Here is a 22,889-nt window from a genome sequence, read left to right as displayed (position 1 = left end):
TATTATTTCTGTTATGATTTTTAACTAATTTATTGATTAGTCGGCTCTTCTGCTTTGTGTATTTCAACTGAAAGTTCTTGAGAACCATCTTTTAAATCCATTAAGATTTCATCACCTGAATGTATTTTTGAAGTTATGATTTCTTCAGCCAACAAATCTTCAACATATTTCTGGATTGCCCTTTTTAGAGGTCTTGCTCCAAATTGTCTGTCAAAACCTTTTTCTGCAATAAAAGCTTTTGCTTTATCAGTCAAACTTAAATTGTATCCAAGTTCAGAAATACGTGCATATAGTTTTTTAAGTTCAATTTCAATGATAAGATCAATATCAGCTTTTTCTAATGCATTAAATACAATTACGTCATCAATTCTGTTTAAGAATTCAGGAGCAAAAGTTTTTTTCAATGCATTTTCGATTATACTTTTTGAATTTTCATCAGCCTGAGCGACTTTCGCAGCAGTTCCAAATCCTACGCCTTGTCCGAAATCTTTTAACTGTCGTGCCCCAACATTCGAAGTCATGATAATGATCGTATTTTTAAAATCGATTTTACGACCTAAACTATCTGTCAAATATCCGTCATCCAATACCTGAAGCATCATGTTGAACACGTCTGGATGTGCTTTTTCAATCTCATCTAAAAGAACTACACAATAAGGTTTTCTGCGAACTTTTTCAGTTAATTGCCCACCTTCTTCGTATCCTACATATCCCGGAGGTGCTCCAACTAAACGTGAAATAGCAAATTTTTCCATGTATTCACTCATGTCGATACGAACTAATGCGTCTTCAGAGTCAAATAATTCTTTTGCTAAAACTTTCGCTAATTGTGTTTTACCAACTCCGGTCTGACCTAAGAAAATAAACGAACCAATAGGTTTGTTAGGATCTTTAAGTCCGGCTCTGTTGCGTTGAATCGAACGTGCAATTTTTAGTACAGCATCATTTTGACCAATCACTTTATTTTGAATTAATTCAGGTAATTTGGCTAATTTGTTGCTCTCTGTTTGTGCAATTCGGTTGACAGGAATTCCAGTCATCATAGAAACAACATCAGCGACATTGTCTTCTGTAACTTCAATTCGGTTGCTTTTTGAATCTTCTTCCCATTGTTCCTGAGCAAGAGCTAAATCTTTTTCAATGCGTTTTTCGTCATCACGAAGTTTGGCAGCCTCTTCATATTTTTGCTTTTTGACAACCATATTTTTGTTTTCACGTACTTCTTCTAACTGACGCTCTAAATCAAGAATTTGTTTTGGAACATCAATATTGGTGATGTGTACACGAGAACCAGCTTCGTCAAGGGCATCGATGGCTTTGTCAGGTAAAAAACGCTCAGACATATATCTGTTTGTTAATTTAACGCAAGCTTCGATAGCTTCAGGCGTATAAGTTACGTTGTGGTGATCTTCGTATTTATCTTTTACATTATTTAGGATAGCGATTGTTTCCTCAACAGAAGTTGGTTCAACAATTACTTTTTGGAAACGTCTTTCCAAAGCACCATCTTTTTCAATATATTGTCTGTACTCATCAAGGGTAGTAGCACCAATACATTGAATTTCACCTCTTGCCAGTGCAGGTTTGAACATATTTGAAGCATCAAGTGAACCAGTTGCTCCTCCTGCACCTACAATGGTGTGAATTTCATCAATAAAAAGAATGATATCGTCATTTTTCTCAAGTTCGTTCATTACAGCCTTCATTCTTTCTTCAAACTGTCCGCGGTATTTTGTTCCTGCAACTAAACTGGCTAAATCAAGTGTTACTACACGTTTATTAAAAAGGATACGGGAAACTTTCTTTTGGATAATACGCAAAGCTAGTCCTTCTGCAATGGCAGATTTACCAACTCCTGGTTCACCAATAAGAAGCGGATTGTTCTTTTTTCTTCGGCTTAAAATTTGAGAAACACGTTCAATTTCTTTTTCGCGTCCCACTACCGGATCTAGTTTTCCTTCTTCAGCCATTTCTGTTAAATCTCTACCAAAATTATCTAAAACCGGAGTTTTGGATTTTTTGTTTGACTTATTGGCTGGATTGTTAAAACTACTTTCCTTTAAACTGTCATCTTGTCCTGAATCATCGTTGTATGATTCGTTTTTTGGCAAGTTTTCTAAGAATTCTTCTTCGTTTGGAGTCATATTTAAATATTGTTCTTTAGCTATGTCATAATCTATTTTTAGTTTATTCAACAGCTTGGTTGTTGGATCATTTTCGTTTCGTAAGATGCATAAAAGCAGGTGTGCCGTGCTGATCGATGAGCTTTGAAATACTTTAGCTTCAAGAAAGGTTGTCTTCAGGGCTCTTTCGGCCTGTCGGGTAAGGTGAAGATTTTTCTTTTCGGTATTTACTTCAACGCTGTGGTTGGCGGGACTCAGTATTTCTACCTTCCTGCGTAAATGATCTAAATCGACTGCAAGGTTATTAAGTATGTGAATAGCTTTTCCATTACCATCTCTTAAAATGCCCAGCATGAGATGTTCAGTACCAATAAAGTCGTGTCCTAAGCGAAGGGCTTCTTCCTTACTGTAAGTAATAACATCTTTTACTCTTGGTGAAAAATTATCATCCATAATATATAATTGGTATTGTAAATTTAATGAATTTAGTGATTGAAAAACAAAAACCATACCTTTCAGAAACACCTGTCAGCTAATAGACAAAAAAAATAATAATAAAATAGTTAAAAAAGGCTTAATTTATTAACTAAAACGCAAAAAAAAGTTGTTAATAAATCATTGAAATATGTGTAAGGAAATAGCCGAAAAAATTTCAAAAAAACGTATCTTGGCACGCTTTGAAAATTAATATAATTATTTAATATAACAATTTATGTCTGAAGGAGAAAAGTTAATTCCTATTAACATCGAAGAAGAAATGAAATCAGCTTACATCGATTATTCGATGTCGGTAATTGTATCAAGAGCGCTTCCGGATGTTAGAGATGGCTTGAAACCAGTGCATCGAAGGGTTCTTTATGGAATGTATGACTTAGGAGTAACATCAAGATCAGCCCACAAAAAATCTGCAAGAATTGTAGGGGAGGTTTTGGGTAAGTATCACCCACATGGAGATACATCTGTTTATGATGCCATGGTGCGTATGGCTCAGGAATGGAGTCTGCGATATCTTTTGGTAGATGGTCAGGGTAACTTTGGTTCTGTAGATGGCGATAGTCCCGCTGCGATGCGTTATACAGAGGCGAGAATGAAAAAGATTTCGGAAGAAATTATGGCAGATATCGAAAAAGAAACAGTTGATTTTCAATTGAACTTTGACGATACATTATATGAGCCAAAAGTTATGCCTACCAGAGTTCCTACCTTGTTAGTAAATGGAGCAACCGGTATTGCGGTTGGTATGGCAACTAATATGCCTCCACACAATTTAACTGAAGTTATCAATGGGACATTGGCATTCCTTGATAATAATGATATCGAAGTAGAAGAATTAATGACACATATTAAAGCTCCGGATTTTCCAACAGGAGGTATAATATATGGTTATGAAGGAGTTCGCGAAGCATTCAAAACAGGTAGAGGACGTATTGTGATGCGTGCTAAAGTTGGTTTTGAAGAAGTTGACGGAAGAGAATCCATCATTGTTACTGAGATCCCATATCAGGTTAATAAAGCTGATATGATCAAACGTACAGCAGACCTTGTTAATGAAAAGAAAATAGAAGGTATTGCCAATATTCGTGATGAATCTGACAGAAACGGTATGCGTATCGTTTATATATTGAAGCGTGATGCGACACCAAATGTAGTTCTAAACACACTTTATAAATTTACACAATTACAATCTTCTTTCAGTGTAAATAATATTGCATTAGTAAAAGGTCGCCCTCAAATGCTGAATCTAAAAGACATGATTCATTATTTTATAGAACACCGTCATGATGTAGTAGTCAGAAGAACTCAATTTGAATTGCGCAAAGCTGAGGAAAGAGCGCATATTTTAGAAGGTTTAATTATCGCTTCAGATAATATTGACGAAGTGATAGCAATCATCAGAGGTTCTAAAAATACTGAGGAGGCACGTGAAAAATTAATTGAAAGATTTAGTTTAAGTGATATTCAGGCCCGTGCAATTGTTGAAATGCGCCTTCGTCAGTTAACAGGTCTTGAACAAGATAAGTTAAGAGCTGAGTTCGAAGAATTAATGAAGTTAATCGAGCATTTGAAAGCGTTATTAGCGGATGTAAATTTAAGAACAAACGTAATTAAAGAAGAATTAGAAGAAATTCGTGATAAATATGGTGACGAACGTCGTTCTCAAATTGAATATTCTGGAGGAGATGTAAGTATCGAAGATTTGATTGCTGATGAAAATGTGGTTATTACAATTTCTCATGCAGGTTATATCAAACGTACAAATCTTACAGAATACAAAACTCAAAATAGAGGAGGCGTTGGTCAAAAAAGCGCAGGAACAAGAGATCAGGATTTCCTTGAGCACATGTTCGTAGCGACGAATCATCAATATATGATGTTCTTTACGCAAAAAGGAAAATGTTTCTGGATGCGTGTTTATGAAATACCGGAGGGAAGTAAAACGGCAAAAGGAAGAGCAATCCAGAATCTTGTGAATATTGAAAGTGATGATAAAGTTAAAGCTTTTATTTGTACACAAGACTTAAAAGATAAGGACTATATCAACAGCCATAATCTTGTGATGGTTACAAAACAAGGTCAGGTTAAAAAAACATCTTTAGAGAAATATTCTAAACCAAGGGTAAATGGTGTTGCAGCTATTACGATTAAAGAAGGTGATGAGTTAATGGGAGCACAGTTAACAAACGGAGAAAGTCAGATTATTCTCGCAGTTAAATCGGGTAAACTCGTTCGTTTTGAAGAAACAAAAACCCGTCCAATGGGAAGGACTGCTTCAGGAGTTCGCGGGATTACTTTAAAAGATGATACTGATGAAGTAATAGGTATGGTTACTGTTGATAAAAACGACATTAATGATTCACAAATTTTAGTGGTTACTGAAAACGGATACGGCAAACGTACCAAACTGGTTGACGAAGATGGTGAAGATGTCTACAGAATTACCAACCGTGGAGGTAAAGGGGTTAAAACTCTTAATATTACTGAAAAAACCGGGAAATTAATCTCGATTAATGCTGTAACAGATTCTGATGATTTAATGATTATCAATAAATCCGGATTAACTATCAGGATGGCCATTGAAGATTTACGTGTTATGGGACGTGCAACTCAGGGAGTAAGATTGATTAACCTGAAAGGAAAAGATTCTATTGCGGCTGTAACCAAAGTAATGAAAGATGAAGCAGAAGAAGTTGTTGTTGATGAAGATGGAAATGTTATCGAATCAGGAATTGCAAGAGTTAAACCGGATTTAGAAGTTCTTGAAGATGATGGTACGATAGAAGAGGATGAAGAAGATGATGCTGAAGGTGAAGCCGAAGATGATTCTGAAGATGAAGAATCAGAAGAATCAGAAGAATAAAATTGAATGACACAAATTAAAATTAAATATACAAATAGAATATTATGAAAAGTAAATATGTAATACTAGCGTCAGCATTATTGATTTCAGTAGCTACTTTTGCTCAGAAAGATCAAATAAAAAGTGCTGAAAAAGCATTAAAAGGTGGTGACGCTCAAGGTGCAATTGCGCAATTAAAAGATGCAGAAAATCTTATTGTAAATGCAAAAGATACTGAGCAGGCGCAATACTATTTTATTCAGGGAAATGCGTACTTAGACCTGGCAACTAAAAAAGTAGAAGAAAGTAAAAATCTTTCTTTAGCTGCTGAGAGTTACAAAAAATTAATTGAAGTTGAAAAAGCTTCCGGAAAGCAAAAATATTCAACTCAGGCTGCAACATCTATTGCAAATATTAAAGGGCAATTAATCAATTCTGCTATTGCAGATACTCAGTCCAACAAAAGTGCTGAAGGTGCAAAAAAATTGTATGAAGCATACATGTTGGATAAAAAGGATACAATCAATTTATATTATGCGGCTTCAACTTACGTGAATGCTCAGGATTATGATGCGGCTTTACCAATGTATGAGGAGTTAAAAAAATTAAATTATTCAGGAAAAGGAACCAGTTATTCAGCTTTAAATAAGGCTTCGGGTAGTGAAGATGGTTTTAATACGGCAAATGAGAGAGATCTGGCCGTAAAATTAGGGACACATGAAAAACCTAAGACAGAAACAATCCCTTCTAAGAGAGGAGAAATTTATAAAAATTATGCTTTAATCTTAGTTCAGAAAGGAAGAACTGAGGATGCTAAAAAAGCTATTGCTGATGCAAGAAAAGCCAATCCTGAGGATTCTTCTCTAATCCTTTCTGAAGCTAACTTATATTTAGAAACTAAAGATTATGATACTTATAAGAAATTAGTTGGTGAAGCTTTGCAGAAAGATCCAAATAATAAAGAGCTGATTTTCAATCTTGGCGTATTAAGTGCCAATGCTAAAAATGCTGCGGATGCTGAGAAATATTATTTAAAAGTGATTGAAATAGATCCTAATTATGCAAATGCTTACCTAAATCTTGCCGCATTAAAATTGGAGGCAGAAAAACCAATTATTGACGAAATGAATAAATTGGGTACCTCAGATAAAGATATGAAGCGTTACGATATCTTAAAAAAACAGAGAGAAAATGTTTTCAAAAGTGTGATTCCATATCTTAAAAAAGCAAATGAATTAGATTCAAATAACCAGGACGTTTCAAAAACATTATTGGGTGTTTATAAAGCCCTTGAAATGACGGCTGAAGCCAAAGCGTTAAAAGCTAAAATGTAGCGATCTTTAAAAGCAAATAATACTAAATTAAACCGTCAAGATTGATTCTCTTGGCGGTTTTTTTTGATTTTAAATCAGCTGGTTAATGAAAACTTTTTACCAATTATGATTATCCTAAATCCTGCATAAAAAAGCAGGAATTGAATTCATTCGTTTTTAATATTGTTGTATTGGTCAAATGTAATCTTCGTTGCCTTTTCTGCAAGATCAGGAACTTTTTTCTCAAGTTTGTATTTTTAGCGGGGTTCGGGATACGTTCTGCTTGGTTCTCCCATTTTTAAGTTCAAAATACAAAAGTATCCTTACACAAGAATAGCCCGTGAGCTCTTGTTTTAATTGAATAATTCAGTTTCGCTGCGAAATCTGATAAGGATTCAAAAAAAAACAGCTCAAGAACCACCAAGAGCTGTTTTAAAAACCGTTAAGTTTTAAACTTTACTAACTATCTAACCTCATTTTTATACTTTATGAAAGCATAAACTTTTTTAGCGTACTGCTACGCTTGTATTTTGAGCAGAAAACCCTGCTTTGTAAACTGAAGAAATTGCTTTTGATGATATAACTGCAATATCACCTTTAATGGTAATCTCATGCTTTGTAGTTTTTACCTTATCTTCTACTTCTAAGAAATAGGTTCCGGAAGGAAATTCTTCAAAACTAAAAGTTTTTAAAATCCCGTTTTTACCTGAAGCATTTTCAGAATAAATTAGATTTCCATTTTCGTCATAGATTGACAATTTTGCTTTTGTAACATTGTTCAGTCCAAAAGTCACTTTATTGCCATCTCCTTTTATTACATGAAGAGTTGCATTTTCATTCCCATCGATTGCATATGTACTGATTCCTGAAAACAGTACTGCACATACTAAACTTAATTTTAACGTCTTTTTCATGGCTTTATTTTTTTAAATTTTTGTTCTAATTCTATACTGCTAAATTAATTTAATAGTGTTGTATAGTACACAACTGAGTTTTCTAATATATGTGCTATATTCTCATTTACGAAACCGTTATAGGTTAAAATTTGAATTATTTATATCGTTAATGTTAATTTGACGATTATTTAACAAAGTATTGAGGTTGTTGACAAGTCCGGGAGCAATAGATTAATCTACTCTTCAGGTAAAAAAAGCATAAAAAAAACAGCTCAAGAACCACCAAGAGCTGTTTTAAAAACCGTTAGGTTTTAAACTTTACTAACTATCTAACCTCATTTTATACTTATGAAAAGCATAACTTTTTAGCGTATTGCTACGCTTGTATTTTTAGCAGAGAATCCCGCTTTGTAAACTGAAGAAATTGCTTTTGATGATATAACTGCGATATCACCTTTAATGGTAATTTCATGCTTTGTAGTTTTTACACTATCTTCTACTTTTAAGAAATAGGTTCCTTCAGGAAATTGTTCAAAGCTAAAAGTTTTTAAAATTCCGTTTTTACCTGAAGCGTTTTCAGAGTAAATTAAATTACCGTCTTTATCGTAGATAGATAAGTTAGCTTTTGTTACATTGTTTAATGCAAAAGTAACTTCCATACCATTTCCTTTAATAACATGAAGAGCGAAATCTCCATTTCCATCAATTGCATATGTACTGATTCCTGAAAAAAGTATTGCTGCTACTAAACTTAATTTTGACATCTTTTTCATGATTAAATTTTAAAATTATTGCTCTAATTCTATAGTGCTAAATTACTCTAACTGTAAAGTAAAGTACACAACTGAATTTGCTGATATATGTGCTATATTCTCATTTACGAAACCGTTATATGTTAAATTTTAAATTATTATTGGTTTTTTGAATGATTTGATTATAATTTTCTAAAATTTAGAGACAGATTACTAATTTTGAATTTCAAAGTGGGTTTTTATTTGTATATCGTAATTTTCCGGACATAAAAATCGGTTTAATCTATTTTTTGCTTTTTTAAAATTATATAAGGTGTAATTTTTGAGTGTTTTAAGTAGGTTTTGTTAATAGAAATCCGGTAAAACAGGTAAAATATAACAGAATGTATCGGTAAAACAAATTTTCTCACGTTGACCAAATAGGATTCAATTATTGCGAATCAAAAAAAAAATTTTTAATTTCTTTACTCAAAAAACACGGGTGAAGAGGATTCATTTTCTGAAAGCATAAAAAAAAAACAGCTCCTTAACCATAAGAGCTGTTTCTTATAAAAGCATCAAGTTTAATTCTTTTGCTATCGAACCATTTTATACAATCATTAAAACTGTACCTGTTTTAACGAACAGCCACGTTTGGATTTTTGGCAAAATTATTTTTATAAACTGATGAAGTTGCTTTTGTGGATAAAACTGTTTTGTTATTTCCAACAGTAATTTCATGTCTTACTTTTTTGATACTGTCTTCTACTTCTAAAAAATAAGTTCCTGCCGGAAATTCCTCCAGACTGAATGTTCTTAAAATTCCATCTTTACCTGAAGCATTTTCAGAATAAATTAGAGTTCCGTCCTGATCATAGATTGCTAATTTTGCTTTTGTTACTTTGTTTAAAGCAAAAGTAATTAGGTTTCCATTTGTTTTTAATACATGAAGATAAAAATCTTCGTTACCATCGATTGCATAAGTACTTGTTCCGAAAAGTACTGCTACTGCTAAACTTAATTTTGAAATCTTTTTCATGACAATAGTTTTAAATTATTAGTTCTAATTATCTGATGCTAAATTAGTTAGGTTATGTGTGGTTTTGCACAGCTCTGTTTGCTGATATATGTGTTATATTCTCATTTACGAAACCGTTATAGGTTAAATTTTAGATTATTGTAATTCATAATGTTAATTTGATGGTTATTTAATAAATTCTATTTAAAAATAAAAACTGAGGATGTAAGTATAAGTTCCTGTATTGTGCACAAAAAAAGGCATAAAAAAAACAGCTCAAGAACCACCAAGAGCTGTTTTAAAAACCGTTAAGTTTTAAACTTTACTAACTATCTAACCTCATTTTATACTGTATACAGCATAACTTTTTTAGCGTACTACTACGCTTGTATTTTTTGGAGAAATTCCTGTTTTATAAACAGATGAAATTGCTTTTGATGATAAAACTATTTCGTTATAACTAATAGTAATTTCATGTTTTGTTATTTTTACATTATCTTCTACTTTCAAGATATACGTTCCTTCCGGAAAATTTTCAAATCTGATTTTTTTTAGGATACCATCTTTACCAGAGGCATTTTCAGAATAAATTTCATTACCCTCCTGATCATAAATTACTAATTTAGCTTCTGTTACCTTGTTTAATCCGAAAGTAATTTCGTTACCATTTTGTTTAATTACGTGAAGGATATAATCTTCATTCCCATCAATTGCATAGGTACTGATTGTTGAAAATAGTACTGCAACTACTAAACTTAATTTTGACATTTTTTTCATGATTATATTTTTTAAGTTATTTCTTCAAATTTTATACTGCTAAATTACTTCGGCTTTAGAGTAAAATACACAACTATATTTGCTGATATATGTGCTATATTCTCATTTACGAAACCGTTATATGTTAAAATTTGAATTATTCTTAATGTTATTGCTAATTCGGTTGTTATTTTTCAAAACCCTTAGTCAATTGTAAATACTAAAATCAATTCAATGATTTTGTGTTGTATTTGTTATTTTTGTCAGAAAAAAATCATTATTTAATAATTTTATTAAAAAAGCTGAATCTGAATATTTAATGTTTAAGGCGTTTTTTTGATAATTTCAAAATTTTGCATTACATATTTGTCTGCAACAGTTATTTCTTAAATAACACGGATTATTGAAAATTTAATTTAAAAACTTTTTAATAACGTTGATTGTCAAATTAATCTCTAATTTTAGATTTGTTAAAAATAATTAACATTATTATGGTTTTCAATGCGTTTTTCTTAGTTACGAAAGCGTTGTAGGTTAAAATTCGATTTTTTTTAGGTGATTTTGTTAAATTTGCTCTTATTATTTAATCATTACGAAATGAAACCAATTGCCCCAGCTCTTGAAATAATATCCTGTTCCTACGGAAGCTCGTTTACTTATACTAAACATGCTCAAAAAACAAACAGTAAGTCGCATCTGCTGCATTACCATCCCGAAATTGAAATTGTTTTTGTAAATGGTGGAGCAGGAAAGAGACAAATAGGAAGTCATATTTCTTACTATACCAACGGTTCTCTGATTTTGATAGGTTCTAATTTACCGCATTGCGGATTTACCAATGAAAAAACGGGGAATACAGATGAAACGGTGATTCATTTTAAGCCTGATTTTTTGGGAAATGATTTTTTTGGTATTCCTGAAATGAAAAAAATTCAGAAACTTCTTGAGCAGGCAAAAGCAGGAATTGCATTTGGAGGAGAAACAAAAAAAATAATAGGAACAAGAATGGAATTGATGGAAAACAAATCTCCGTTTGAGCGTTTCCTGACTCTTTTAAGCATTTTAAAAGATCTGGCATCTTCTGAAGAGTATACAGTTTTGAATGCAGATGGTTTTCTGCTCGAAATGCAGGTACCGGACAATGACCGGATGAATGTAGTTTTTAGTTATGTAAAGGACCATTTTCAGGAACCAATTTCGGTAGATGAAGTTGCGAATCTTGTAAGTATGACAACCTCATCTTTTTGTCGTTACTTTAAAAAAATATCCAATAAAACCTTTACAGAATTTGTAAATGAATACCGTTTGGTTCATGCCTCTAAGCTTTTGGCAGAAAAACCAATTAGTATAAACGAAGTTTGTTATGAAAGCGGATTTAATAATTTCAGCCATTTCAGTAAGTCGTTTAAGCAATATACGGGTAAAAGTGCTTCAGAGTACAGGCAGGAGCATAGGGCTATGATTATGTAAATGCAGCTTTTATAGGGATTTAATAATGACCATCAATTCGTTGATGGTTTTTTTATGCTGTTTTGAACATAAAAAAGTATATTTATCTTTCTTTAAAAAATCTAAAATGATGAAGTGCTTTAAAATTTTACTATTCATAGTAGTCTTGTTTTCAGGAACAGCTTATGCAGCTAAAGTAGATACCTTACAGATAGCTAGTACGGCAATGACTAAAACATACAAAGCGGCTATTGTGCTGCCCGATTCTTATTCCAAAACCAAAATGACATTCCCGGTTTTGTATTTGTTGCATGGTGCTTACGGACATTTTGATGACTGGCTGAAAAAAACACCAGACAGCGAACTTGTAAAAAAATTAGCAGATCAGTATAATTTGATTATTGTAATGCCCGAAGGCGAAACGTTTAGTTTTTATTTAGATAGTCCTGTAAATACAGGAAGTCAGTTTGAAACTTTTATTACGAAGGAAGTCATCCAGAAAGTAGATAAAACATATAGAACGATTGTTAATAAAAGTGGTCGTGTTATTACCGGACTTTCCATGGGCGGGCATGGTGCTTTGTATCTATCAGCCAAACATCCTGATTTGTTTTGTGCAGCCGGAAGCATGAGTGGAGCCGTTGATATGAGTGTTATGCTGAATCGGGATTCTTCTGCTCAGGTTCTTAAGTTGATAGAACCTGTTTTTGGAGACAAGAGTAATGATATAAAAATGTATGAGCAGCATGCTGTTTTAAATATGATTGATAAAATTAAAGCCAATAAACTGCCATTGATTATTGACTGTGGCATTGATGATTTTTTAATTGAGCCGAACAAAGAGTTGCACAGAAGGCTGGTATACAATAAAGTAGATCACGATTATACGGAAAGACCGGGAGCGCACACCTGGGAATATTGGGAAAACGCATTGCCTTATCATGTATTATTTTTTAGTAAAATACTGCTTAAAAATCAAGTGGTTACAAAAAAATAATATTTTTTTTGATAGGGAAGTGGATAAATTTTTTTTTTGGTTTGATTTTTGGGCTACCTTGTAATATATAAACTTTAAATATAAAAAATTATGAAAAAAATATTGACACTTTTCGCTGTTGTTGGATTATTTGCATTTACAAGCTGTGAGGGACCGGAAGGACCTGAAGGGGCTCCAGGGCAAAATGTAAATAAAGTTTTTGAGATCTTAAATGAAGATTTTGATTACAATAATGATGATGGTTATAATATATATGGTATATTTAATCCTTTGATAGGAGATGCTAGTACTATTTTAATTTATCGATTAGCAGGAACAATTGATTCAAATACTCCAGTTTGGCAGTTGATCCCAAGAACTATCTACTTATCTAATAATCGTGAATTAGATTATGACTATGATTTTAGTAAAGAGGATTTTAAAATTTATGTAAGAGCAAATTATGATATGGAAACTACTGCTGCAGATTATTTAGATAATCAAACTTTTAGAGTTGTAATTGTACCTGGTAGTTTTACAAATAAATCATCCGTTAAGCCAGATTATTCAGATTATTATGAAGTTATCAAGAAATATAATATTGATGATAGCAACGTTAAAAAAATAAACTAAAATTAGTTTAAAAAGCAAAAAAGGAAATCGTGAGATTTCCTTTTTTTATGGTTATTATTAATTTTTAATGAAAGTAAATTGTTTCTTATAACCTCTTCTTGGGTTTTTACTTGAAACATTTATAAAATAAGTTCCACTAATTAAATTTGAAATATCAATGCTAACATGATATGGGGTTATTTTTGTGAAATTATTTAAATTCACAATATTTCCCATCATATCTACAATATTAATACTTGGATCACTCAAATGATCTTCTGTTAATATTCCTGTGGTTGGATTTTCTATATTTATTATAGAAGTTGCTGGATTTGGATATATTATTAATGGTACACTAGTATTAATATTATTTGTTGGAGTTAAGCTTATTTCATTACTATAATATTCTTCTCCTTTATAACTATTATCTGTTGCTATTCGTCTATAATTATAAGTTGGTACTGTAGCAGGATTTCTTCCGATTCCAGGAATGGATTCTAATGCAGGTGGGGAGTAATCTTTCAAATTTGAATTTGGTATGTTAACCCAATTGCTAAATTTTGAATCACGTTCAGAAAACGTTCTACTTTGCCAACGATAAGATAGGTAAGTGTTTTTGTCAGATATGGCAGTTGTTCCAGTTATGATAGATGGTATTTCGATTTCATCCGAAGATGAAATTTGTAAAGTTTGATCGCAACATATAGTATTATTTTCACGAATTGCACGAAGAGATATTGTCAATGAATTGCTAGTTAATCTTAAATCTTGATAAATTGCAATTCTTCTAATTATGTAGAAATTGTCTTTAGAACTATTTGAGCGTGGCAAATATGATGAATTTATTGATGCTGAAAATTGATTTGGAATAGTTGTCCAAATGTTCTCTTTGGAAGTGCCATTTGTTATTCGATATTCCCATTCATATTTCTCAATCATAATGCTTGCTTCACCTCTTTTAGGAATATAATATGGATCTTGTAGTACATTTAAGTTTATGAATGATAGGTCGCCAAAAATGTCTATAGGACTAGCACTGCTGATTTCTATCGACTCATCAGGATTTACAGATCCATTTGAAAAAATTTTATTGTTAGATATAGGAGAAGGAACTACTTTTATTTTAACTGTATTGCTTTTATTTGGCAATTCTCCACCATATACGTATCCAAGTTCTCTATTAATTGTTATGTCTTTTAATTCTGTAGTGTAATCTAAACTTAAAATTTTATTTAGATCGTCATAATTATCAATAATACCGTTATTAATGGTTATTCTATGAGTTATTCCATAAGGCAAGCCCTCATAAGGATTTAAATATTGGGAGAGAATTATTGGAGCGGGTTTCTCCCCTAATCTAATGGTTTGATTGCAGCATAATGTATTTACAATTTTTTTGGGGTTAGGTGCATCTGCAGGAGGATTTAAATTTGTTCCTGTATTTACAGTGGCATTTTTAATCACAGCAATATTTGAACTTACGTAAGCTTTGCTGCTTTTGTATTCAGCAAATATAAAACCCCCAGAGGTTAAAAAATCGCTCCAGTCCAATTTTATAATAAAACTTCTTGTAGCAACTTTTCCGTTTCCGAAATACAATGCGCCACCATCACCGCCATTACTGATATTTGATCCTAATGCAGTGCCTTTTGAAAAGTAAATTTTTATAGTACCCTGGTCTCCCACTGCAGCTGTTGCTGGAATGTCAACTTTTACAGATAATGAAATGGTAGAAGTAGGTGTAGACTTTAGATTGATAGCACCACCACTATAAGCTACTCCGTTTACAAGTGTTGGAGTAAGTGTAACTGTTTGCCCAAACATCGAAATGTTTAATAAGAGCAGTAATACGAGATGAACGTAATTTTTTCTCATGATAAAATTTAATAATTTATAATGAGGCAAAAATAGTTTTTAATAATGTATAATCTTACTTTTTTATTGGTTTAATTGTAAGTTTTATATACATAGTTGCATTACTATTATTAAGTTTTTTAGCTTTAAAGGCTTATAGATCATACTAATATAGAAAGTGAAATGAAATTTAACGGAGAATAGGAATTTAAGTCGTAAACTATTTGAATCTCAAGTTTAGTTTTTCAATAGATAGAGTTAATTATTTAAACTGTTGAATTTTTTCTCTGGTTCATAGTTAAAATTAATAAGATTTTTATGTATTTTTAGCTTTTTTTAATGCGCTGATAAAATCCATATCATAAATGTTTAAAACTATTACTCAAATTAAAAAATACAGCTTCTTTTGTTTTTTATCAATTATTTCAGCATGTGGTTGCTGGGCACAAGACAACAAAACGATTCCTGATATTGAAAAAATATATCTTCATACAGATAATTCAAGGTATTTTGTTGGAGATGATTTATATTACAAAGCTTATAATGTACGTGCCAATAACAACTTGCTTTTTGATAACAGCAATATTTTATATGTAGAATTAATTTCCCCGGATGCTAAAATAATTGCCAGAAACAAGACCAACTTAGAAATGGGGTTAGGTAACGGCGACTTTCAATTGTCAGATTCTCTTGGCGTAAAACCGGGAGTTTATCAGTTACGGGCTTACACCAATTGGAATAGAAATTTTGGTGAAGATTTTGTATTTAAAAAGAATATTGAAATCATTGATGTTTTTGAATCGCATTCCAAAACTAATAAAACTCAAAATGGTATTTCAGATATTAAAACCACTGAAATCAGCAAACAAAATAACTTCAAGATTGATTTCTTCCCTGAGGGAGGTTCTCTTTTGCTAAATGTGACAAGTGTTGTCGGGTTTAAGGCTGTCGACTCAAAAGGATACCCAATAAACGTTACAGGAGAAATTTTTGACTCCGATAATGAATTGGTCACTTCTTTTTCAAGCACTCATGATGGGATGGGGAAATTTCAAATTATACCGATAGAAGGTAAAAATTATTATGCAAAAACTAAGTTTCCGGATACGCCAGACCTGAGAACTGAACTTCCAGGAATATCAAAATCTGGTTATTCATTGAATTATAAAGTAGTAAGGGGAAAAAGTATTATAGCTATATTGACCAACGAGCAAACGTTGCTGCAAAATCCAAATGCAGCACTTACTGTTGTTTGCAGTGCAAAAGGTGTCGCTTACTTTGAAAGCCTGCAAACCGTGACTCAAACGGTCATGTCTTTTGAACTTCCTAAAGAGATAACCCCAGAAGGAATAAGTCAGATAACACTATACGACAGCAATTTAAAACCACTAAGCGAGCGTTTAATTTATATCGAAAAAGAACAGGATTTAGAAGTACAGTTATCGACAGACAAAGTAAGCTATCAGCCAAATGAAAAAGCTACGGTAAACGTTATTTCCAAATCTAAAACAGGCATAGCCAAATCAGCCAGTTTTTCATTAAGTGTAACAGATATGAATGGTGTGACAGAAGAGAAAGATTTTGGTACAACTATTAGTTCTTATTTTTTGATGGAATCAGATATTAGGGGAAAAGTGTATAATCCCGGATATTATTTTGATACTGCGAATCTAAAAAGACTTGATCATTTAGAGAATTTGCTTTTAACGCAAGGCTGGCGGGATTTTGTATGGAAAACTACACCAGGATCTAATGATAATATTAAATATATGGCCGAAAAAGGTTTTACGATAGCCGGAAGGGTCAAGCAGCTTTTTGGTGATAAGGCAAAAGTTAATAACAGGATAGGAATGGTCTTAATGAATAAAAAGCACATGAACAGTTTTAAAACATATACTGATTCAATAGGAAGTTTTAAATTTGAAAATATCATGTTTTCAGGAAAAACCAAAATGTCATTATATTCAAGAAATGAAAAAGGAAAATATAGCGGTGAGATAATAGTAAATCCTATTGAACAGCCTCCATTAGCTGTCTTTTTTAAGAATGAAACAATTAACCGGAATGAATCTACAACGCTAATCGTTGAAAACGTCTTTAAGAAATATACGTCTTTTGGAGTAAAACCTGAAAATATGCTGGCTGAAGTCAGTATTGCCGGAAAAAAGAAACCCAGATCAATTTCCCATTTTGGAATTCCGGATGCAAGTTATGTAGCAGATAAGGATATGTCTTTATTTACCAATATTTATGAACTTATTGAGCAAAAAATAGCAGGAGTTGTGTCCTTTGAAGATTCTGTTCGTTTTGTTCGTTATGAAGCAGCACCACTTTTTGTGATTAATGGAATGGCAGCTTTTAAAGAAGAAGTAGATGCTATTTACCTGGGAGATATAGAAAGAATAGACGCTATAAAAGGAAGTCAGGCAAAGTTATATTTTGGTGACGAAAGCAGTAATGGTATCATTGCAATTTATACGAACCCGAATGCAGGTAATAGGTCTAAAAATGAATATTTCCATTCTATTCAACAAGAAGTAGACGGGTTTTACATGGCACGTGTTTTTTATTCACCAGATCCGGAAAAGATTTCTTCAGAGGATAATAAACTGGCTGTAAGAAATACGCTTTATTGGAATCCCTATGTTCATCCTGATAAAGCAGGAAATGCTAATGTAAACTATTATAATACCAAAGTTGAAACCAAAATAAGAGTAGCTTTAGAAGGAATTACCGGATCAGGTATTCCTGTTGTAAAGAATGCTTATTATATTATTAAAAAATAGAGCAAAGTCTGGTTGGTGTAATATTAAAAACGTCAGTTCAGGAATATGTTTATTTGCAGTCTATAAAAAAAGGAAATTTTGTAATTTCCTTTTTTTATAAATAATGTTTTGATAAAAAACTATTCTTCATCTAAGTCATTCAGTACTTTCTCTTCTCCAAACTTTAAAGAAACGAGAATGCCAACCAATAGCGAAAGTGCAATAAATCCTAATGAAGCCCATTCCGGAAGGTGAATATAATCGTGAAGTAGCATTTTTAATCCAACAAAAGCCAATATAGCAACCAGGCTATATTCTAAATAACTGAATTTTGCCAGCATATTTGCTAAAAAGAAATACATGGAACGCAATCCTAAAATGGCAAAAATATTAGAACTGAATACCAAAAAAGGGTCAGATGTAATAGCTAAAATTGCCGGGACACTGTCAACCGCAAAAAGAACATCCATTACTTCAATTACAATCAAAGCTACGAATAGGGGTGTAGCGGCTTTTTTTGCTTTTTTTGTTGTTATAAAAAACTTCTCACCATCGGTTTCAGCGGTAATCGGAATTATTTTTCCTAATATTTTATAAACAAAAGAATCCTTTGGCTGAAAATCTTCATCTTCGCCTGAAAACAACATTTTTATGGCTGTAAATAATAAAAAGGCTCCAAACAAATAAGTTGTCCAGGTAAATTTGTTAATAAGCATGACACCGAAGAAAATCATCAATCCACGGAAAACAATTGCTCCAAGAATTCCCCAGAACAAAACACGATGCTGGTATTTTTGAGGTATTTTGAAAGAAGCAAAAATGATGGCGATTACAAATATATTATCTACACTTAAAGAAAGCTCGATTAAGTAACCTGTAATAAACTTCATAGAAGCAACAGCAGGTTTTAGATCATCTGGATTTGCAATGTAATCTGTGGTGTAAAGCCAATAGATAACTCCAGAAAAGAGAAAGGAAAGTGTTACCCAAATTAATGTCCATTTGCTGGCTTCTTTTGTACTGATTATATGAGGTGTTTTATTGAATACTCCTAAATCTAAGGCAAGAATAAAAATTACGGCTAATAAAAACAATGTCCAGACTATCATGATGATTTTTTTAAATGATTTACAAAGATAACTCTTGAAATCTAACTTAAAAATTTATTATTACGAAAGTTCGTTTCAAAATTTCAATGTTTGATTTGTGTTAATTTGTATTTTGCACCAGTAGGAATTACATTCTGTATTCGACAAAAATGAGCAATTTTATTTGCAGGGTTTCCAGTGTGATTTATCCTCTGTATATAAACAATATTGTGTAAACAAAAAAAAGTGCCATCAATTACGACGGCACTTTTAGAATATAATGTAAGCTTAGAATTATAGCGCTGATTTAACAGTTTTGATAATTCTTGCAGCGATTTTGTATGGATCACCGTTTGAAGCTGGTCTTCTGTCTTCTAACCAACCTTTCCAACCTTTTTGAACTGTCATCAAAGGAATTCTGATTGAACATCCTCTGTCTGAAACTCCGTAAGAGAAATCGTGGATAGAAGCGGTTTCGTGCTTACCAGTTAAACGTTGTTCGTTGTAAGCTCCATAAACTGCGATGTGCTCAGCAGTAACAGGACGGAATGCTTCACAAATTCTTTCGTAAGTAGCCTGATCTCCACATGTTCTCAATACTTCATTAGAGAAGTTAGCATGCATACCTGAACCATTCCAGTCTGTATCTCCTAATGGTTTTGGATGGTACTCAATATAGTAACCATATTTCTCAGTCAAACGATCTAATAAGTAACGTGCAACCCAGATTTCGTCTCCAGCTTTTTTAGCACCTTTAGCGAATAATTGGAATTCCCATTGTCCACAAGCAACCTCCTGGTTAATACCTTCAAAGTTGATTCCTGCAGCGATACATAGATCAGCATGCTCTTCTACTAATTTTCTTCCGTGAGTGTTTTTTCCACCTACAGAACAGTAGTACATACCTTGTGGAGCAGGATAACCTCCAACTGGGAATCCTAATGGCAATAAAGTTTTTGTATCCATGATGAAATACTCTTGTTCGAAACCAAACCAGAAATCATCATTATCATCATCAATTGTAGCTCTACCGTTAGAAGGGTGTGGAGTTCCGTCAGCGTACATAACTTCAGACATTACTAAATATCCATTAATACGAGTTGGATCTGGATAGATCGCAACTGGAACTAATAAACAGTCAGAAGAACCGCCTTCAGCTTGTTTTGTTGACGAACCATCAAATGACCAGTTTCCAAGTTCTTCTAATGTTCCTTTGAAATTTTCGTGCTCTTCAACTTTAGTTTTACTTCTAAGATTTTGAGTTGGTTCATATCCATCTAACCAAATGTACTCTAACTTAATTTTAGCCATAATAATATAAATTAATTTTTTTTTGTTTTTTTCGCTGGGTCAAATATAGATTTATTTTTTTAGCCGTAAAAATTAGGGGGTGCATTTTGTTTCGATAGATATAATTTTTTGCATAAGCGCAATTTTGACAGGGGTATATTTAAAAAATAGCAATTTTTTAATGTTTTAAAAATAAATTCGTAATAAACCCCTGTGTTTTTTAAATTTGCTTCTATTCAGATTGCGAAAAAATGTTTGATTATTTAGTAATATTCGTATGATTTGTTATATTTTTTCTAAAGTAATTAATTATTCTTTGTAAAAAGTGTTTTTTATTGCTAAAATGCTCTTTAAAAATCTAAATTTTATTCTTAATAAAGGTTTTTTTATTCTTTATATTTGTTGTCCTTATTTTAAATCCAAATTATTACGAATTTTTAAAATTATATACATGTCAACATTACGTTTTCAGGCCTTACAGGAAGCTTCATCAAGAAAGCCGGTGCATTTTGAAGAAATTGATAGGAAATCAACTCTTTTTGGTGCAAATGTTTTTAATGAAAAAGCAATGAAGCAATATTTAACTTCAGATGCTTTTAAAGGAGTGAGGGATGCGATTCAGCACGGAACTAAAATAGACAGAAAGCTGGCTGATTATATTGCAATGGGAATGAAAGAGTGGGCTTTGTCCAAAGGTGTTACGCATTACACACACTGGTTTCAGCCGCTTACCGGTACTACTGCAGAAAAACATGACGCGTTTTTTGAAACTTCTTATGACGGCAGTGATCCTGTAGAAAAATTTGGCGGTGCACAATTGGTACAGCAGGAACCGGATGCATCGAGTTTTCCGAATGGCGGAATCAGAAACACATTTGAAGCCAGAGGATATACTGCCTGGGACCCGACTTCTCCGGCATTTATTTATGGTACCACTTTATGTATTCCTACTGTATTTATTGCTTATACTGGTGAAGCATTAGATAATAAGATTCCATTGTTAAGAGCCTTATCTGCAATGGATGAAGCAGCAACAGAGGTGTGCAGATATTTTGACAAAAACGTAAAAAAAGTAACAGCCACATTAGGTTGGGAGCAGGAATACTTTTTGATTGATAAAGCTTTGGCAAACTCTCGTCCAGATTTGATGATGACCGGAAGAACCTTATTAGGACATACTTCGGCAAAAGGACAACAGTTAGACGATCATTATTTCGGGTCTATTCCAACACGTGCTTTAACTTATATGAGAGATTTAGAGCAGGAATGTATGTTGTTGGGAATTCCCGTAAAAACACGTCATAACGAGGTCGCGCCAAATCAGTTTGAGCTGGCTCCCATTTTTGAAGAAACCAATCTTGCTGTTGACCACAATTCTTTATTAATGGATGTGATGCAAAAAGTCGCAGAACGTCATGATTTTAAAGTTTTATTCCACGAAAAACCTTTTAAAGGCGTAAACGGTTCCGGAAAACATAATAACTGGTCTTTGGCGACTGATACTGGCGTTAATTTATTGAGTCCGAGTAAAACGCCAATGAGCAATTTACAGTTTTTAACGTTTTTTATTAATACCATAAAGGCAGTTAATGATTATGAAACCTTATTAAGAGCTTCTATCGCAACAGCTAGTAACGACCATAGATTAGGAGCAAATGAAGCACCTCCGGCTATCATTTCTGTTTTTATTGGAGAACAATTGACAAAAGTTTTAACTGAACTGGAAAGCGTAACTACAGGAAAATTATCTCCTGAAGAAAAAACCGATTTAAAACTGAATGTTGTGGGTAAGATTCCGGATGTTCTATTGGATAATACGGATAGAAACAGAACTTCACCATTTGCTTTTACAGGAAATAAATTCGAATTCAGGGCAGTGGGTTCAAATTCAAACTGTTCCAATGCAATGACAACTTTAAATGCAATTGTGGCGAAACAATTAAAAGATTTTAAAATCGAAGTAGATGCTTTAATTGATACGAAAGGGTTGAAAAAAGACGAAGCTATATTTAATGTTTTGAGAGAATATATCAAATTGTCCAAAAAAATACTTTTTGAAGGAGATGGATATAGTGATGCCTGGGAAAAAGAAGCCGCTAAAAGAGGTTTAAGCAACTTTAAAACCACTCCGGAAGCCATCAGAGCCAAAGTTTCTAAACAAGCTTTGGATTTATTTGCAGAACTTGGAATTTTAAATCACGTTGAAGCCGAAGCGCGTTATGAAATAGAACTGGAAGAGTACACTAAAAAAATTCAGATCGAGGGCAGGGTTTTAGGAGATATTTCTAAAAATCACGTAATTCCGACTGCTATTCGTTACCAAAATACCTTAATTGAAAATGTAAAAGGCCTTAAAGAAATTTTTGGCGCAGCATTTGAAACGATTGCAAAAGAGCAAATTATTCTGATCAAAGAAATTTCAAGTCATATTGAAGGAATCAGTTCTAAAGTGGAGGCCATGACCAACGAAAGAAAATCAGCAAATAATTTGACAGATGCTCAAAAAATGGCTGAAGCCTATTGTGATAAAGTAAAACCTTATTTTGAGGACATCCGTAATCATTGTGATAAACTCGAATTATTGGTTGATGATGAGAGTTGGACTTTAACTAAATACAGGGAATTATTGCTTACGAAATAGAATAATTTTTTACAATATTTTGAGTGCCTTTCCAATTTAT

The 22,889-nt window shown here is 32.6% G+C and carries 15 protein-coding genes; 7 read left to right on the top strand and 8 right to left on the bottom strand.

All coding sequences use genetic code 11. The features are described 5' to 3' along the window. Positions 1-29: 29 nt before the first annotated feature. Positions 30-2,576: an ATP-dependent Clp protease ATP-binding subunit gene (locus DMB65_RS08065; RefSeq protein ID WP_110306237.1), complete on the bottom strand. Its 2,547-nt coding sequence runs from the start codon at positions 2,574-2,576 to the stop codon at positions 30-32. A 259-nt stretch (positions 2,577-2,835) separates the two neighbouring features. On the opposite strand from DMB65_RS08065, the gene gyrA reads away from it, so the two are divergent. Further along, on the top strand, positions 2,836-5,481 hold the full coding sequence (gene gyrA, locus DMB65_RS08060) for a DNA gyrase subunit A (protein ID WP_110306135.1): 2,646 nt from the start codon (positions 2,836-2,838) through the stop codon (positions 5,479-5,481). A 44-nt stretch (positions 5,482-5,525) separates the two neighbouring features. After that, positions 5,526-6,794: a tetratricopeptide repeat protein gene (locus tag DMB65_RS08055; protein ID WP_110306134.1), complete on the top strand. Its 1,269-nt coding sequence runs from the start codon at positions 5,526-5,528 to the stop codon at positions 6,792-6,794. Positions 6,795-7,279: 485 nt separating this feature from the next. Here DMB65_RS08055 and DMB65_RS08050 read toward each other — a convergent pair whose 3' ends face one another. The 4 genes from DMB65_RS08050 to DMB65_RS08035 form a co-directional block, all read right to left on the bottom strand. Then, positions 7,280-7,687, bottom strand: a complete 408-nt coding sequence (locus tag DMB65_RS08050; RefSeq protein ID WP_110306133.1) for a T9SS type A sorting domain-containing protein — start codon at positions 7,685-7,687, stop codon at positions 7,280-7,282. 347 nt (positions 7,688-8,034) lie between these two features. Then, a complete protein-coding gene (locus DMB65_RS08045) occupies positions 8,035-8,442 on the bottom strand; it encodes a T9SS type A sorting domain-containing protein (RefSeq protein ID WP_110306132.1) in 408 nt (135 codons plus the stop codon). 595 nt (positions 8,443-9,037) lie between these two features. Next, the gene (locus DMB65_RS08040) at positions 9,038-9,439 is read right to left on the bottom strand and encodes a T9SS type A sorting domain-containing protein (RefSeq protein WP_110306131.1); all 402 of its coding nucleotides are present in this window, start codon (positions 9,437-9,439) and stop codon (positions 9,038-9,040) included. Between the two features lie 348 nt (positions 9,440-9,787). Next, positions 9,788-10,195: a secretion protein gene (locus tag DMB65_RS08035; RefSeq protein WP_110306130.1), complete on the bottom strand. Its 408-nt coding sequence runs from the start codon at positions 10,193-10,195 to the stop codon at positions 9,788-9,790. Between the two features lie 576 nt (positions 10,196-10,771). Here DMB65_RS08035 and DMB65_RS08030 point away from each other — a divergent pair. From DMB65_RS08030 to DMB65_RS08020, 3 genes are all read left to right on the top strand, one after another. Then, complete coding sequence (locus DMB65_RS08030; RefSeq protein WP_110306129.1) at positions 10,772-11,644, top strand: AraC family transcriptional regulator; 873 nt, start codon at positions 10,772-10,774, stop codon at positions 11,642-11,644. Between the two features lie 106 nt (positions 11,645-11,750). Continuing rightward, on the top strand, positions 11,751-12,620 hold the full coding sequence (locus DMB65_RS08025; RefSeq protein ID WP_230470625.1) for an alpha/beta hydrolase: 870 nt from the start codon (positions 11,751-11,753) through the stop codon (positions 12,618-12,620). 90 nt (positions 12,621-12,710) lie between these two features. After that, positions 12,711-13,232 (top strand): hypothetical protein, encoded by a 522-nt coding sequence (locus tag DMB65_RS08020; protein WP_110306128.1) that lies wholly within the window; start codon positions 12,711-12,713, stop codon positions 13,230-13,232. A gap of 57 nt (positions 13,233-13,289) precedes the next feature. On the opposite strand, the gene DMB65_RS08015 is transcribed toward DMB65_RS08020, so the two are convergent. Then, positions 13,290-15,086 (bottom strand): T9SS type A sorting domain-containing protein, encoded by a 1,797-nt coding sequence (locus DMB65_RS08015; RefSeq protein WP_110306127.1) that lies wholly within the window; start codon positions 15,084-15,086, stop codon positions 13,290-13,292. Between the two features lie 344 nt (positions 15,087-15,430). On the opposite strand from DMB65_RS08015, the gene DMB65_RS08010 reads away from it, so the two are divergent. Continuing rightward, on the top strand, positions 15,431-17,851 hold the full coding sequence (locus tag DMB65_RS08010) for a TonB-dependent receptor (protein ID WP_110306126.1): 2,421 nt from the start codon (positions 15,431-15,433) through the stop codon (positions 17,849-17,851). 119 nt (positions 17,852-17,970) lie between these two features. Here the strand turns inward: DMB65_RS08010 and DMB65_RS08005 are convergent, their stop codons facing one another. Both DMB65_RS08005 and DMB65_RS08000 read right to left on the bottom strand, forming a co-directional pair. After that, positions 17,971-18,939: a TerC/Alx family metal homeostasis membrane protein gene (locus DMB65_RS08005; RefSeq protein ID WP_110306125.1), complete on the bottom strand. Its 969-nt coding sequence runs from the start codon at positions 18,937-18,939 to the stop codon at positions 17,971-17,973. A 273-nt stretch (positions 18,940-19,212) separates the two neighbouring features. Next, the gene (locus tag DMB65_RS08000) at positions 19,213-20,229 is read right to left on the bottom strand and encodes a glutamine synthetase beta-grasp domain-containing protein (RefSeq protein ID WP_110306124.1); all 1,017 of its coding nucleotides are present in this window, start codon (positions 20,227-20,229) and stop codon (positions 19,213-19,215) included. A 430-nt stretch (positions 20,230-20,659) separates the two neighbouring features. Here DMB65_RS08000 and DMB65_RS07995 point away from each other — a divergent pair, with 430 nt between their 5' ends. Then, the gene (locus tag DMB65_RS07995) at positions 20,660-22,849 is read left to right on the top strand and encodes a glutamine synthetase III family protein (protein WP_110306123.1); all 2,190 of its coding nucleotides are present in this window, start codon (positions 20,660-20,662) and stop codon (positions 22,847-22,849) included. The last annotated feature ends 40 nt before the right edge of the window (positions 22,850-22,889 follow it).

The organism is Flavobacterium cheongpyeongense (genome assembly GCF_003202435.1).
Taxonomy (GTDB): domain Bacteria; phylum Bacteroidota; class Bacteroidia; order Flavobacteriales; family Flavobacteriaceae; genus Flavobacterium; species Flavobacterium cheongpyeongense.
This window is presented reverse-complemented; position numbering and strand designations above follow the sequence as displayed.

Coding starts and splice junctions, on each gene's coding strand:
- DMB65_RS08065 (WP_110306237.1), bottom strand. CDS start 2,576: ATGGATGATAATTTTTCACCAAGAGTAAAAGATGTTATTACTTACAGT.
- gyrA (WP_110306135.1), top strand. CDS start 2,836: ATGTCTGAAGGAGAAAAGTTAATTCCTATTAACATCGAAGAAGAAATG.
- DMB65_RS08055 (WP_110306134.1), top strand. CDS start 5,526: ATGAAAAGTAAATATGTAATACTAGCGTCAGCATTATTGATTTCAGTA.
- DMB65_RS08050 (WP_110306133.1), bottom strand. CDS start 7,687: ATGAAAAAGACGTTAAAATTAAGTTTAGTATGTGCAGTACTGTTTTCA.
- DMB65_RS08045 (WP_110306132.1), bottom strand. CDS start 8,442: ATGAAAAAGATGTCAAAATTAAGTTTAGTAGCAGCAATACTTTTTTCA.
- DMB65_RS08040 (WP_110306131.1), bottom strand. CDS start 9,439: ATGAAAAAGATTTCAAAATTAAGTTTAGCAGTAGCAGTACTTTTCGGA.
- DMB65_RS08035 (WP_110306130.1), bottom strand. CDS start 10,195: ATGAAAAAAATGTCAAAATTAAGTTTAGTAGTTGCAGTACTATTTTCA.
- DMB65_RS08030 (WP_110306129.1), top strand. CDS start 10,772: ATGAAACCAATTGCCCCAGCTCTTGAAATAATATCCTGTTCCTACGGA.
- DMB65_RS08025 (WP_230470625.1), top strand. CDS start 11,751: ATGATGAAGTGCTTTAAAATTTTACTATTCATAGTAGTCTTGTTTTCA.
- DMB65_RS08020 (WP_110306128.1), top strand. CDS start 12,711: ATGAAAAAAATATTGACACTTTTCGCTGTTGTTGGATTATTTGCATTT.
- DMB65_RS08015 (WP_110306127.1), bottom strand. CDS start 15,086: ATGAGAAAAAATTACGTTCATCTCGTATTACTGCTCTTATTAAACATT.
- DMB65_RS08010 (WP_110306126.1), top strand. CDS start 15,431: ATGTTTAAAACTATTACTCAAATTAAAAAATACAGCTTCTTTTGTTTT.
- DMB65_RS08005 (WP_110306125.1), bottom strand. CDS start 18,939: ATGATAGTCTGGACATTGTTTTTATTAGCCGTAATTTTTATTCTTGCC.
- DMB65_RS08000 (WP_110306124.1), bottom strand. CDS start 20,229: ATGGCTAAAATTAAGTTAGAGTACATTTGGTTAGATGGATATGAACCA.
- DMB65_RS07995 (WP_110306123.1), top strand. CDS start 20,660: ATGTCAACATTACGTTTTCAGGCCTTACAGGAAGCTTCATCAAGAAAG.